Origin of the sequence: Halobacillus sp. K22, assembly GCF_052246795.1 — a bacterium.
GTDB lineage: Bacteria > Bacillota > Bacilli > Bacillales > Halobacillaceae > Halobacillus.
The window spans coordinates 174,375-187,515 of the sequence record NZ_JBQQCN010000005.1 but is presented as its reverse complement, the minus strand read 5'-3'; the positions used below and the strand labels follow the sequence as shown (position 1 = coordinate 187,515).

Genomic DNA, 13,141 nt, shown 5'->3' with positions numbered 1-13,141 from the left:
TGAATCATAGATGATCCTTGTTCATTGGAAGGCGTTTATGCAGACAATTTTGAGCTCTCAATGATCGCAAAGGGGCGGAAGGGAACGGCGAAGACTCCTGCGGGATGAACATGATCGGTGAGATCCCCTGGCGCTGACTTTCTTTAATTATCCTTCCACATTTTCATCTAAAAAGCGTTCAATTAAGTCAAACGAGAACCCTTTTCGGTACAATCCTGTCTTGATCTTTTGTTTCAATTCATATCCTTCTGCTTTATGAGCATATTTGCGGAGTAACTTCTCTCCCTGGTAAACGACCGCTTCCCACTGCTCGTCTTCATTCTCTTCCTCTGGTAGGTCAGATAATACCTCTTTTACAACATCTCCGCTAAAGCCTTTTTGCATCAGGGTTTGCTGGACATTTTGAATTTGCTGGCGAGCGGATTTTTTCTTATCACTTTTTAACTTCTTTTCGGCGAATTTCATAGCTTTTTTGTACTGCTCATCAAAAGGATAGTGGTCAAGAGCAGCATCAGCCTGAGAGGCCTGGACCCCTTTTTCAACCAGTTCTTTTTTCACAAGAAGCGGACCCTTGCTTGAGGTCATGACTCGCGTTCGTACAAGTGAATTCGCAAACTCCTGATCATCAAGCAGTTTTTCCTTATATAGTCGGGAGACGATTTCATCAATATGCTCCTCATCTACCTCTTTCTCATCTAAATAATCTCTGATTTCCTTTTCTGAACGCATTCGATAGCTTAAATAGTTGATGGCAAGGGTATAGGATTTATGAATGGTGTCTGTTTGAATCATCGCTTGAATGGTCGATTCATCCAGTTCCATATTCTTTTGAAGGCGGTATTGGATCAGAATTTCTTCGCTGACACTGAATCCATAAGCCTCCCCTTGCCCATGATCCAAAAAGATATTGTAACGTCCTTTATTTTTCTTTTGAGTCGTAATCTTTGTAAGTTTCGCCATTCTAACTCTCCCTTTTCTTCGTAGTTTAGCATGATTTAGATTCACCGTTCAGCGAAAAGAATCGCTTTTATGGAAGCCATTTAGTAAAATAATGGGAACGAAAGTATTCGAAGGAGGAATTATTTATGAATATAGCCGTTACCGGAGGCACAGGTTTTGTAGGTAGTCACTTATCCAGTCAATTGGCTGAAGATGGACACAACGTTTACATATTGACCCGGAGTCCTGAGAAGCATCAGGATACAGACCAAATCACCCATGTCGGCTGGTTAAAAGACGAGCATCATCCAGAAGAACACCTTCCTAAGATTGATGCCATCGTAAACTTAGCAGGAGAATCCTTGAACAGCGGACGCTGGACAGAGGAAAGGAAGCGCTCCATTCTCGACAGCCGTATTCAGGCTACAGAAGGTGTCCTCGATCTGATTGATCATCTTCCTGAAAAACCTCAGGTTCTTGTAAATGCCTCAGCTGTAGGTTTCTATGGACGTTCGAAAACGAAGACCTTTACGGAAAAAACGACAACTCCCGGAAATGACTTTCTTGCCAATGTAGTAACTGAATGGGAAGAGCGGGCTTCCCAAGCTAAGGACAAAGGTGTTCGGACCGTTTATGTACGCTTTGGTATTGTACTGGGTGAAGAAGGGGCTTTACCAAAAATGATGATCCCTTACAAACTAATGGTCGGCGGAAATGTCGGCTCAGGCGAACAATGGATGTCATGGATTCATGTAGATGATGTCGCAGGGCTGATTGATTTTGCCATTCACAATTCTGATCTTCAGGGCCCAATGAATGGTACAGCTCCCAATCCTTCAAGAAACAAAGACTTTGGGAAGACTCTCGGTGAAGTGATGAATCGCCCTCATTGGATGACTGCTCCTTCTTTCGCTTTAAAAGCGGCCCTCGGTGAAATGAGTATATTACTTTTAGACGGTCAGTCCGTCATTCCTAAAAAAGCGCTCGCTCATGGATACACGTTTAAATATCCGGATTTAAAGCCCGCCCTTCAATCCATTGTGCAACAATAAGGGGACAAAAAAGACGAAGTTTTGAAAAGCTTCGTTCTTTTTGTGCCCTAAACTAATAAATTCCAGTATAATAACTAGTAATACTACTTGAAAGGCTGTATGTTGAATGAATACCGTTATTACGAATGTTACCATCCATCCTGTCACTTCTGCTTCCATTAAGGACGGAAAATTACACATTGTGGATGGAAAAATTATTGATTATGGCAGGGACATCCCTCTGCCAGAGCAAGCGGAATATATTGATGGTAAAGGGATGGATCTTTATCCAGGTTTTATAGATGTACACACCCATTTAGGACTATATGATGAAGGAACAGGATGGGCGGGCAGTGATGCCAACGAAACCATTGAAGCCATTACTCCGCATTTACGAGCGATTGACGGCGCCCATCCTTTAGATCCCGCCTTCTTCTCAGCCAGAAAGGCTGGTGTAACCACCGCTCACATTATGCCGGGAAGCGCGAATATGATCGGGGGTACAACAGCAGTCATCAAAACGGTAGGCCATACGATAAACGGGATGATCCTTAAAGAAATGGCCGGTTTAAAGTTAGCACTGGGCGAAAACCCGAAGCGGATCCACTCGCAATCAAAAAACGCATCCATTACACGCCTTGGAATAATGGGCAAACTGCGTGAAACATTTTATGCGGCTATGAAAGAGCCAGAACCTGATCTTAGAGTCAAGCCCATTCTCCAGGCGCTGAACAGAGAAATCCCTGTCCGTATCCACGCGCACCGCGCAGATGATATTATGACCGCAGTGCGTTTCGCGGAAGAATTCAATCTGGATCTCAGAATTGAACATTGTACAGAAGGTCACCTGATTGCAGATCAACTCGCCTTCAGGGATTTACAGGTCTCGGTAGGACCTACCTTCACCCGGGCTTCTAAAATCGAACTGCGTAATAAAACGTGGCAGACTTATAAAATCCTGCATGATCATGGCATAAAAGTATCCATTACCACAGATCACCCTTACACACCTATCCAATATTTGAATATATGCGCGGCTCTCGCTGCTCGTGAAGGAATGGAAATTGAGGATGCATTAAGAGGAATAACGATCACCCCTGCCAAAAATCTAGGAGTAGATGACCGCGTAGGTTCCATTGAAAAAGGCAAGGACGCTGATTTAGTTTTATGGAGCGGCCACCCTTTTGAATATCTATCTCAGCCTATCTGGACTATGATTGATGGAAAGATGGTATATTTTCAAGAATAGCAGTAAATGCTAACACCGGTAGATTATACCGGTGTTTTTTTATGTTTTTGCAATGGCTCTGGTTATTGTTGATTTTTTATAAGAGACTTATTACGCTATAGGGCCGGATTGTGGAAGACTCAGTTTCGAGATATTGGTTATGAGGAAGGTCCTTTGGGGGACGATTTCGCTTTCCGCGGGCATGTGCTGAGCTTCCTCGGGCTTAACAGCCCTGCGGGATCTCACCGATCATGTTCATCCCGCAGGAGTCTACATCGTCCCCCACCGGACCTTGCGATAATTGTGTCTCGAAACTCTTTGGAGTAGAGCAATATTACGAAAAAGATAACATTCTGAACACATTGGATTTGTAGCGTTACCACGTGAATGACCCTGCTATAGAAGCGTTTGAGGCATTTACCATGTCTCCTTTTTCCTATAGAAGGGTCCGTTCGCTAGATATCGCTGGGTGGGTTGGGAAATGGCGAGACTCCCATGGGAGAAGGGACTAGGTGAGATCCCGCAGGGAGTGAAACGAGCGAGGAAGCTCACCGTTCCCCCATGGGAAAGTGTTCAAATATGCAATCACCCCGAAAGACACGAACAGCATAAGCCGAGCATCAAAAGGATGGCGGTTTTTCCATCCGTTGATGAACGGCTTATGGCTCGAGTGTCTGGGTGATGGAACAAGACGAGTTATTTCCCCACCAACCCTCCTCTCCATTCTAGTAACGGGCCCAATTGTCTCGAAACTGAGTCTTCAAGTAATGGGAGCTTCTCTTTAATAATTAATGGAGATTTAATAAAAACTTTTCCATAAAACACATTGAGCACACCAATTAGTTTGAAAATTAGCAAAATGGTGTATATGATGAATGTATAACAATTGTACAACTTTTGATAAGGACGGTCACACCACTTTCGATATAAATTGCCACTTATCGGCAATTTTATATAAAAAAAATCTTAAGGAGTGGAAAAATGAAAAAACTACTATCCTCTTTAGCTGCTTTCGTCTTGGTTTTGGGAGTATTTGCACCAGCTGTATTCGCTGATCATCATGGAGAAATGGCTATGGTTCGTGTGCTTCATGCTTCTCCTGACGCCCCTGCTGTTGACGTTTACGTAGATGGAAATGCTGTTGTGGAAGGTGCAGAATTTAAAGCTGCAACAGATTATATGGAACTTCCTGCCGGAGAACATACGGTAGAAATTTATGCAGCTGGTACAAAAGGTGAACAGGACGCTGTAATTTCTGCTGATGTAACTGTAGAAGCTGGGAAAGCTTATACAGCTGCTGCGATTGATAACTTAGAAAACCTTCAGTTGAAAGCTATTGAAGACTCTATGGCAGCAACAGAAGGAATGGCTAAAGTTCGTGTAGGCCACTTTATTCCTGGAGCTCCTGCAGTTGATGTCGGACCAATTGATGGTGAAGCCCTATTTGCAGGTGCTGAATTCCCAATGGTAACCGATTATAAAGAATTAGAGCCAGGAACATACGACCTTGAAGTTCGTACAACAGATGGCACTCAACTGATTGACCTATCTGGAACAGCAGTAGAAGCTGGTAAAGTGTATAGTGCTTTTGCGGTTGGTACAGCCGACAGTCCTGAAGTTCTACTCCTTCAAGATTCAGCTGCTATGCCTTCTGAAATGCCAGAAACAGGTTTTGGTGGAACAGCCGATTCTGGTTCTAATGCTATGCTGCTTGCCGCTGCATTCGGTGTAATGGCTATGGGTGCTGGATTCATCGTTTTCCGTAAACGATCTGAAGCCTAAAAATGAAAAAAATTGTATATCCTATAACCCTGGGTTTCCTCGTATTTGTCCTAAGCTTTCAGTTGCTTAAAGATGAACCCGCTGAGGAAACCAGGGTTCTTTCTAATTCACCTGTACCAACTACAACCCAAGCGGAAACGATGGATAAGAAAGTAAACACCCAATCAGAAGATGCTTTGGAATCGACCCCGATCGAAAAAAATTATGAGCCGGCGGTTGTGGCCCCCACGGACGGAGCAAAAGGAATTGTTCCTGTCCGCTTAACCATCCCATCCATTGATGTGGATGCTCCTGTCGCACCACAGGGATACACGGAGCAAGGCGGCATGGCTGTTCCTAACAGTGTGACAGAAGTGGGCTGGTTCGAGCCTGGCACGAAGCCTGGAGCTGTCGGAAATTCTGTCATAGCCGGACACGTGGATGGACGAAATGGTCCTGCAATCTTTTACGATCTGAAAGACCTTGAAGCAGGTGATTCGATCTACGTAGAGGGAAAAGACGGGGAAAAGCTGACTTATACGGTCCAGAAAGTCGTGGCACATCCACTGGATGAATCCCCTATCCGTGAACTGTTCGGCCCCACCAATGAGAAAGCCTTGAACCTGATTACCTGCACTGGTGCTTACGATGATGAAGCACAGGAATACACGGAGCGACTGGCGGTTTATACCGTTCTTTCAAGTTCATAAATAGAACACAAATCACTCAAAAAATTAATGCGGATTTTACAAAAATTTTATTCACTTTTTTGAGCAAATCGATTATTATAAATTTAGATGATGCTGTATTAGCTAGGGAAGGCAAATGGTGCGCCACCAGGGGGTTATCCTGGTTCTAGTGGGTTCGATTCCCACCCCGAATTTTTGTGAGCAATTGATAAAAATTCGAGGGTGGTCTGAGCCTACTATTCAGCGTTATTTTCCTGCGCGGTTTAGATCACCCTCCTTTAATCAAGGAGGGATTTTTTATGCTGAAAAAACGTGATTTACATGATGCCCCGGTCCTTTTTGAATTGATGAGCCACCCAGAAGTTTTTCCTTACGTCCGTCATAAAGCTTCGTCGAGTGACGAATTTTACTTTTTGACGAAGCAAACCATTGAAGCAGAGGATCGAGGTGAATTAATTTCACGTACCATCCTTGATGAATGGGGACAGCCGATTGGAACCATCAACCTATTTGATATCGATTCGCAAATGGGCTTTCTTGCTACCTGGCTTGGCCAGCCCTATTTTGGAAAAGGCTACAACCAGATAGCTAAAGAAGCCTTCTTTGAAGAAGTATTCTTCCACCTGGGAATTGAAGCGATTTTCATGAAGATTAGAAGAACAAACGTAAGATCCATGAAAGCTGCCCTTAAAATTCCTTATGTATCCTTAGGAAACGATTCCTACCCTGATGTCCATTCCTGGGTAAATCGTAAAGAAGATATCTATGATTTATTTGTGATTACAAAAGAACAATATATGTTCCACTACTACGGAGAACAAGAACAAAATGAGGAAATGTTAGAAGCATAAGCAGCGCTTATGCTTTTTCATTCCTTTTTTTAACCTGTGGACAAAACTTATCCACACCCCTGTTAGTAAAGTGGATAAGTGAGGCGGTCAGTTATTACCAGTCAGGATAGTTTGTGGATGAATTAAAGTAAAAGACGGAAACGGAGCATTCGTTTCATCAGCTTGCTCCAGCTCCATCCCGTTTAAAGGAATTTGAATTTCAGGTGTTCCATGCACCCCAGCCGCTATTTCATATTTATTAAATATCAAAAACAACTGATCATCTGCAACGTAAAAAGCAGTATTATCTCTTACTTTGTTAAATTTTTCAGTGTTGTAGGTATCTGGTTCCTGGGTAATGACTTTCTGGACGCGCTTGTTCAACTCTTCCATGTCTACCAATTCAGCGAGCGGCACCACTTTTCCTTGATCCGTGTTTTTAAAGTTCACCGAGGTAACCGTTGAGTTGTATTGCTCCCCCCGCGATATATGAGAGGTCATGACTACCGAGTACAGATCTTTCTCTCTATAGACACCTGTTTCTTCATAGTACAGAACAGGCATACCCATTAAGTCGCCGGCTCCTCTCTTTACATCTCGAAACGTATCTTCAAGTTTTTGGACAATTTTTGTATTCACTTCCTGTTGTAAATCTTTATCCTCCAGTTGATCAAATAAAGGATAATCGACGTGTATTTCCCAGTCATTCGTAATTTGATCTTTATGTTTAATTTTATAGTGACTTTTCGCTTCTCCTATGTTTGATCCACTTACGATAAACATAGCTGCAATCAAAATTATCCAAACCTGTTTCAAAGCTCATCCCTCCTGTACTCTTTAGTGTGACCCAATAACGGAAAACTAAAGAAAAAAAACAGCGGCTTCAGATGTTTTTATTAACATCCATGAAAATAAAGCTTTGATAAGAAAATATTGTTTTTTTGAAATTTTTGGTACAATAAATAACAATTTACAAAAAGGAGGGAAACCGAGTTGGTACGAAGACTGCATGAAGCTGATGACCAGGCCTGTCAGCAATTATTAGCAAAAAAACCTGCGGAAAATTTATTCATTATCGGTGATATTGAGAACTTCGGTTATGATCAGGACTTTCAGAAATTATGGGGTGAATTTGATGAAAACCAGCAGTTAACCGCCATTTTATTAAAATACCATAATAACTACATCTGCTATGCAGAAGGAGAATTCGATGCCCCGGCGTTTGCAGAAATCATCAATGAAGATCCTGACTTTATGCAGCTGTCCGGCCTGCAATCCATCACCAGCCAGATCCTATCTCATATTGATTATCCAGCGCCAAAGACGCGCACATTATACTACGCCAAGTGTGAGACCTCAGCTTACTTGGATCAACAGGCAGACACCGAAAATGTGCAGCGTGCCAAATTAGGTGATATTCCTTCAATTACTAGGCTTCACAGTCTCATCCCAGAGTTTGAAATGGACAACAGTCGTGAGGAGAGTATGAAAAGAGGCCAGGAAAACGGCTCTGCACGCACTTATTTTATTAAAAATGATCGTGAGGTGCTTTCGTGTGCTTCCACTACAGCTGAGATTCCATGTCCGCCATGGTAGTCGGCGTCTGCACCCATCCTGAGCATAAGAACCAAGGATACGCGAGTGTATGTATGACAAAGCTTTGCCAGGAATTATTAGCTGAAGGAAAGATGCTTTGCCTCTTCTACGATAATCCTGAGGCTGGAAGTATTTATAAGCGGCTGGGATTTGAGGATATTGGTAAATGGATGATGCACGTTTTTCACCCTGTGGAACAAGTGAGCTGAGCCATTAAGAAATCATATCCCACTTACTAATTAACCATTAAAAAGCTGCCGAAGTTTCTCGGCAGCCTGATACGGAGCCTCGAGCTCCGTGTTTTTTTATGTTTTTTTATAAAATCCCGATCGAAGCTAGAAGAATGACTACGGCTACCGAAATAATTGGGATAAGCACGGCCACCACAAAAATATCCTTGTAGCTGTCTTTATGTGTCATGCCCGTAATGGCAAATAACGTAAGGACGGCTCCGTTGTGCGGGAGTGCATCGAGTCCTCCAGAGGATAATGAAGCAATCCGGTGAAAAGCTTCCGGACTAATTCCCGTATCCATGGCAATTTGATAGTACTTCGAACCAAGGGCTTCCAGCGCAATTCCCATGCCGCCCGAAGCTGAGCCAGTTGCACCGGCAAGAACGTTTACTGCCACGGCTTCTGAAATCAGTGGATTCCCTTTTACACCCATAAGGATTTGAGTCAGTCGTTCAAATCCAGGGACTTCTCTTACCACTGTTCCGAACCCAACCGCAGCACTTGTATTAATGATGGCAATAACCGAGCCGCTTGCTCCTGCATTAATAGAAGTAACAAATCCTTTAAACTTAGTAATATTCAGAACCATAATTAATACAATCCCTGCAATGAGAGCGGTTACAACATCCCATTTAAAAACGTTCAATGTAATCAATACCGTAAGTAAAGGTAATAACGATAATAAAAAGTTAGGATTACTCTGTTCTTCTACATCCACTATTTTTTTATCTTTTGGTTCAGTAAATACATCACCTTTGTCCGTCAATTTCTTCTCCTGCCATCTCAGATAGAAATATCCGCCTGCAGCCATAATAATGGCCGCTATAATCCCCATCACCGGTGCCGCCATCGGATCTGTATTAAAATAATCCATCGGGATCAGGTTTTGTATTTGCGGACTTCCTGGAATAGCTGTCATGGTGAAAGTGAACGCACCAAGAGCTACGGTAGCCGGAATTAATTTTCTGCTGATATTAGCCTCGCGGAATAAAGACAAAGCCAGAGGATACACAGCAAAGACGACAACAAATAAACTGACGCCTCCATAGGTTAAAACAGCTGCCGAAGCCAGCACTCCAAGGATGGCACGCTTCGTTCCAATTACTTTGGTTAATGCAACCGCAACAGAACGAGCCATTCCCGTATCTTCCATCAATTTACCGAAGATTGCTCCAAGCATAAACACCGGAAACCACGCTTTAGCAAAATTAACAAATCCTCCCATATAGGTGTCTGTATAAGCTTCCAGTAAATCGAGTCCCCCCGTGAGTGCCACGATACCCGCTGCGATTGGAGCTACCCAGATAATAGACCATCCCACATAGGCAAGCACCATCAATACAACGAGTCCTAGAAAAATTCCTAACATAAAGATTCCTCCTTCCCTAATATCCGCATTTTACTGGGCTTCAACCACCATGGCGATGCCCTGGCCACCACCTATACATAAAGAAGCTACGCCATATTTTTCATTTCTTTTCTGTAATTCTTTAATTAAACTGTATAGTACACGCGTGCCGCTAGCACCAATTGGGTGTCCAAGTGCAATGGCTCCTCCGTTTACGTTTACTCGATTGCGATCCAAACCTAATTCTTTCTCTACTGAAAGGTATTGGGCTGCAAATGCTTCATTTACTTCCACCACTGCCATATCATCAAGCGTGAGTCCAGCCTTCTTCAGCGCCTGTTTAATAGCTGGTACCGGGCCGATTCCCATATACTCTGGCTCAACTCCGGCAACACTCCAGGAAACAATTCTCGCTGCGGGTTTAAGGTTTTTCTCCTCTACAAACTTTGCACCAGCCACTACAACCGCTCCAGCTCCATCATTGATCCCGCTTGCATTTCCGCCGGTAACGGTTCCGTTTTTTCTAAAAGCCGGTTTTAATTTGGCAAGTACTTCCGGAGTTGTATCCTCGCGAATATGTTCATCCGTATCGACCAGTTCAGTGGATTTTTTGGACTTAACTTCAACTTGTACGATCTCATCGGAAAATCTACCACTGTTGCGGGCTTCTGCTGCACGTTTGTGACTCTCCGCTGCGTATTCATCCTGCTGTTCCCGGGAAATGTTGTACTTCTCCGCAAGATTTTCAGCGGTCACTCCCATTCCCCCTCCTATATACTCATCGGTTAAAGCTGCCCACAACATGTCATCTATTTTAGGAGCTGCAAGTTTCGTCCCAAAGCGGCTGCCTCGCATCGCATGTGGAGCTAAGCTCATACTCTCCGTGCCGCCCGCGAGCGCTGCTGAACCTTCACCTAAAAGGATAGACTGAGCTGCTGATATAACCGACTGCATGCCCGATCCACACAGCCGATTTACGGCGAAAGCCGGGCTTTGAATGGGAATCCCTGTTTTTAAAGCCATATGTCTGGCTAAGTAAGGCGCATTGTTAGCTGAATGAATGACATTCCCCATGACTGTGAAGTCAATATCCTCCGGGGTTACTCCGCTGCGCTTGATCGCTTCTTTACTGACGGTTACCCCAAGATCAGTCGGATCTACGTCTTTCAAGTTACCTCCAAAGCTTCCAAATGGGGTTCTGGCACCTTCTAAAATATAAATATTCTCCATATTTTTCACACCTTCCATTTCATTATTGAGCGGTGTAACCGCCATCTATAACCACAGCCTGGCCGGTTACCCCTTTTGATTTATCACTAGCCAAAAACAATGTATAATCGGATATTTCCTGTACCGAAAGCAAACGCTTCTGCGGGACGAGCGGGTAAATTACTTCTTCCAGGACCTTCTCGAGAGACACCCCTCGATTAGTGGCTAGATCTTCCAGCTGATTGCGAACGAGTGGCGTATCTACGTAACCCGGACAAACCGCATTGACCGTAATTCCATGTTCGGCACCTTCGAGCGCCGTTACTTTCGTCAGGCCGATCACCCCATGCTTAGAGCTATTGTAAGCTGCCTTGCCAGCAAATCCGATTAGACCATTGATAGAAGCCATATTGATGATCCGACCGAACCCTTGTTTTTTCATAATCGGAAATACATGCTTGGTTGCCATAAACGGAGCGACCAGCATCACTTTCGTAATGAACTCAAATTTTTCGGTTGGAAATTCTTCTATAGATGCGACATGCTGTAATCCTGCATTGTTAATCAGCACATCTAATCTTCCGTATTGCTCAACTGTTTTATCGATTGCTTCTTGAAGCTCCGTTTCTTTCGTCACGTCACACGTCAGTCCGATGGCCTCATAGCCTGCTTCGGTAACTTCAGCCGCTGCTTCCATTACCTTCTTTTCGTTAATGTCACTTAAAATGACCTTCGCTCCATTCTTTGCAAATTCCATTCCAATTTCATATCCGATACCGCTTGCGGCTCCAGTGATAAATACAACTTTATTTTTTACCATTGTGAATCATCCCCTTTAAGAAAAAATTAAAATGCAGCTGATGATAAACGCTCACTTAGCTTCAGTGTTGGTTCTGTCGATGCCACTACGTCATCCACAGTCCACCCTTCTGCTACCTCCACTAAAGACAGGCCTTCATCTGTTACGTCGATCACGGCACGATCTGTGATAATGCGGTTCACAATCCCTTTACCGGTCAGAGGAAGCTTACACTGCTTTAATATCTTCGGCTCGCCATATTTGTTCACATGATCCATAATGATGACCACTTTTCTAGCGCCGTGGACAATATCCATAGCTCCTCCCATGCCTTTAATCATCTTTCCTGGTATCATCCAGTTCGCTAAGTTACCATCTTCCGAAACTTCCATACCACCAAGAATCGCTAAATCAAGATGTTCACCGCGAATCATGGCAAAGGACTCAGCACTACTGCAATAAGAGGCACCTTTCGAAGCTGTGACCGTTTCCTTGCCGGCGTTAATCAGGTCCGGATCTACTTCTTCTTCATAAGGTGAGCGGCCGATGCCGACCAGCCCGTTTTCAGAATGAAGCACAACCTCTTTTTCAGGCTGAATATAATTCGCGACCATCGTTGGCATACCGATCCCCAAATTTACATAGAAACCGCTTTCAATTTCCTGTTCAGCACGACGTGCGATTCGTTCTCTTACTACTGCTTTATCCATACTAACTCCTCCTTTTAGGCTTCTTGACGTAATGTCAGTCGTTCGATTCGTTTTTGTTGATCTCCTTGCACTAATCCTTGCACGTAGATTCCAGGAGTATGAATATGTTCAGCATCTAAATCCCCAGTCTCTACGAGTTCTTCAACTTCAGCGATTGTAATTTCACCCGCGGTTGCCATTTCCGGATTAAAATTACGGGCGGTTTTGTTGTAAACTAAGTTTCCGAAACGGTCCCCTTTCGCTGCACGCACTAAAGTGAAATCAGCGGTCAGACCGGTTACCAGCATATACTCTTTGCCATTAAATGTACGTGTTTCCTTTCCTTCAGAAATCGGAGTTCCAACGCCTGCCGGGGTGTAGAATGCTGGGATACCAGCTCCTCCTGCACGAATCCTTTCTGCCAGCGTCCCTTGAGGGGTAAGCTCGACTTCCAATTCTCCTTCCAGCACCTGGCGTTCAAATTCTTTATTTTCTCCTACATACGATCCAATCATTTTATCAATTTGTTTATTTTTCAGGAGTAAGCCCAGTCCCCAATCGTCTACTCCGCAGTTATTCGAAATGATGGTTAAATGTTTAACATTCTTTTCTACTAAGGCCATTATTAGATTCTCCGGTATCCCAACTAAACCAAATCCTCCCACCATAATGGTCGAATAATCCTCTATCTGGTTTACAGCTTCTTCAAATGATGAATAAATTTTTTTCATAACCTTCATCTCCCTTCTCCCTACATACATGCAAGGACCGTGCCAACTTTAAAAGATG

General features: G+C 43.7%; 14 protein-coding genes. 7 read left to right on the top strand and 7 right to left on the bottom strand.

The features are described 5' to 3' along the window. Positions 1 to 147 precede the first annotated feature (147 nt). On the bottom strand, positions 148 to 960 hold the full coding sequence (gene recX, locus ACTWPM_RS06245; RefSeq protein ID WP_443132206.1) for a recombination regulator RecX: 813 nt from the start codon (positions 958 to 960) through the stop codon (positions 148 to 150). A 125-nt stretch (positions 961 to 1,085) separates the two neighbouring features. Between recX and ACTWPM_RS06240 the strand changes: the two genes are divergently transcribed. The 5 genes from ACTWPM_RS06240 to ACTWPM_RS06220 all read left to right on the top strand — a co-directional run bounded on the left by ACTWPM_RS06240 (position 1,086) and on the right by ACTWPM_RS06220 (position 6,499). Next, positions 1,086 to 1,991 (top strand): TIGR01777 family oxidoreductase, encoded by a 906-nt coding sequence (locus ACTWPM_RS06240; protein ID WP_443132205.1) that lies wholly within the window; start codon positions 1,086 to 1,088, stop codon positions 1,989 to 1,991. Positions 1,992 to 2,097: 106 nt separating this feature from the next. Further along, positions 2,098 to 3,219, top strand: a complete 1,122-nt coding sequence (locus ACTWPM_RS06235; RefSeq protein WP_443132204.1) for an amidohydrolase — start codon at positions 2,098 to 2,100, stop codon at positions 3,217 to 3,219. A 960-nt stretch (positions 3,220 to 4,179) separates the two neighbouring features. Continuing rightward, on the top strand, positions 4,180 to 4,980 hold the full coding sequence (locus ACTWPM_RS06230) for a DUF4397 domain-containing protein (RefSeq protein ID WP_443132203.1): 801 nt from the start codon (positions 4,180 to 4,182) through the stop codon (positions 4,978 to 4,980). Between the two features lie 2 nt (positions 4,981 to 4,982). Continuing rightward, on the top strand, positions 4,983 to 5,669 hold the full coding sequence (locus ACTWPM_RS06225) for a class F sortase (protein WP_443132202.1): 687 nt from the start codon (positions 4,983 to 4,985) through the stop codon (positions 5,667 to 5,669). A gap of 278 nt (positions 5,670 to 5,947) precedes the next feature. Beyond that, the gene (locus ACTWPM_RS06220; protein ID WP_443132201.1) at positions 5,948 to 6,499 is read left to right on the top strand and encodes a GNAT family N-acetyltransferase; all 552 of its coding nucleotides are present in this window, start codon (positions 5,948 to 5,950) and stop codon (positions 6,497 to 6,499) included. 87 nt (positions 6,500 to 6,586) lie between these two features. Here the strand turns inward: ACTWPM_RS06220 and ACTWPM_RS06215 are convergent, their stop codons facing one another. Next, positions 6,587 to 7,294 (bottom strand): RsiV family protein, encoded by a 708-nt coding sequence (locus ACTWPM_RS06215; RefSeq protein ID WP_443132200.1) that lies wholly within the window; start codon positions 7,292 to 7,294, stop codon positions 6,587 to 6,589. 177 nt (positions 7,295 to 7,471) lie between these two features. Here ACTWPM_RS06215 and ACTWPM_RS06210 point away from each other — a divergent pair, with 177 nt between their 5' ends. Both ACTWPM_RS06210 and ACTWPM_RS06205 read left to right on the top strand, forming a co-directional pair. After that, entirely contained in the window at positions 7,472 to 8,074 is a 603-nt protein-coding gene (locus ACTWPM_RS06210) for a GNAT family N-acetyltransferase (protein WP_443132199.1), read from the top strand. Next, positions 8,059 to 8,283 carry a GNAT family N-acetyltransferase gene (locus ACTWPM_RS06205; protein ID WP_443132198.1) on the top strand — a complete coding sequence of 75 codons (225 nt, stop codon included), beginning with the start codon at positions 8,059 to 8,061 and terminating at the stop codon, positions 8,281 to 8,283. The genes ACTWPM_RS06210 and ACTWPM_RS06205 overlap by 16 nt, the downstream gene beginning before the upstream one ends. Before the next feature lie 106 nt (positions 8,284 to 8,389). Here the strand turns inward: ACTWPM_RS06205 and ACTWPM_RS06200 are convergent, their stop codons facing one another. From ACTWPM_RS06200 to ACTWPM_RS06180, 5 genes are read right to left on the bottom strand one after another with little or no spacing between them, the layout of a single operon-like run. Next, on the bottom strand, positions 8,390 to 9,676 hold the full coding sequence (locus ACTWPM_RS06200; RefSeq protein WP_443132197.1) for a GntP family permease: 1,287 nt from the start codon (positions 9,674 to 9,676) through the stop codon (positions 8,390 to 8,392). Between the two features lie 30 nt (positions 9,677 to 9,706). Next, positions 9,707 to 10,885, bottom strand: a complete 1,179-nt coding sequence (locus ACTWPM_RS06195) for an acetyl-CoA C-acetyltransferase (RefSeq protein WP_443132196.1) — start codon at positions 10,883 to 10,885, stop codon at positions 9,707 to 9,709. A 22-nt stretch (positions 10,886 to 10,907) separates the two neighbouring features. Beyond that, on the bottom strand, positions 10,908 to 11,684 hold the full coding sequence (locus ACTWPM_RS06190; protein ID WP_443132195.1) for a 3-hydroxybutyrate dehydrogenase: 777 nt from the start codon (positions 11,682 to 11,684) through the stop codon (positions 10,908 to 10,910). A 26-nt stretch (positions 11,685 to 11,710) separates the two neighbouring features. After that, entirely contained in the window at positions 11,711 to 12,373 is a 663-nt protein-coding gene (locus ACTWPM_RS06185) for a 3-oxoacid CoA-transferase subunit B (protein ID WP_443132194.1), read from the bottom strand. Positions 12,374 to 12,387: 14 nt separating this feature from the next. Further along, positions 12,388 to 13,083, bottom strand: coding sequence for a CoA transferase subunit A (locus ACTWPM_RS06180; protein ID WP_443132193.1), 696 nt, complete (start codon positions 13,081 to 13,083; stop codon positions 12,388 to 12,390). Positions 13,084 to 13,141 lie beyond the last annotated feature (58 nt).

Coding starts and splice junctions, on each gene's coding strand:
- ACTWPM_RS06195 (WP_443132196.1), bottom strand. CDS start 10,885: ATGGAGAATATTTATATTTTAGAAGGTGCCAGAACCCCATTTGGAAGC.
- ACTWPM_RS06205 (WP_443132198.1), top strand. CDS start 8,059: ATGTCCGCCATGGTAGTCGGCGTCTGCACCCATCCTGAGCATAAGAAC.
- ACTWPM_RS06225 (WP_443132202.1), top strand. CDS start 4,983: ATGAAAAAAATTGTATATCCTATAACCCTGGGTTTCCTCGTATTTGTC.
- recX (WP_443132206.1), bottom strand. CDS start 960: ATGGCGAAACTTACAAAGATTACGACTCAAAAGAAAAATAAAGGACGT.
- ACTWPM_RS06220 (WP_443132201.1), top strand. CDS start 5,948: ATGCTGAAAAAACGTGATTTACATGATGCCCCGGTCCTTTTTGAATTG.
- ACTWPM_RS06230 (WP_443132203.1), top strand. CDS start 4,180: ATGAAAAAACTACTATCCTCTTTAGCTGCTTTCGTCTTGGTTTTGGGA.
- ACTWPM_RS06185 (WP_443132194.1), bottom strand. CDS start 12,373: ATGGATAAAGCAGTAGTAAGAGAACGAATCGCACGTCGTGCTGAACAG.
- ACTWPM_RS06190 (WP_443132195.1), bottom strand. CDS start 11,684: ATGGTAAAAAATAAAGTTGTATTTATCACTGGAGCCGCAAGCGGTATC.
- ACTWPM_RS06180 (WP_443132193.1), bottom strand. CDS start 13,083: ATGAAAAAAATTTATTCATCATTTGAAGAAGCTGTAAACCAGATAGAG.
- ACTWPM_RS06240 (WP_443132205.1), top strand. CDS start 1,086: ATGAATATAGCCGTTACCGGAGGCACAGGTTTTGTAGGTAGTCACTTA.
- ACTWPM_RS06200 (WP_443132197.1), bottom strand. CDS start 9,676: ATGTTAGGAATTTTTCTAGGACTCGTTGTATTGATGGTGCTTGCCTAT.
- ACTWPM_RS06235 (WP_443132204.1), top strand. CDS start 2,098: ATGAATACCGTTATTACGAATGTTACCATCCATCCTGTCACTTCTGCT.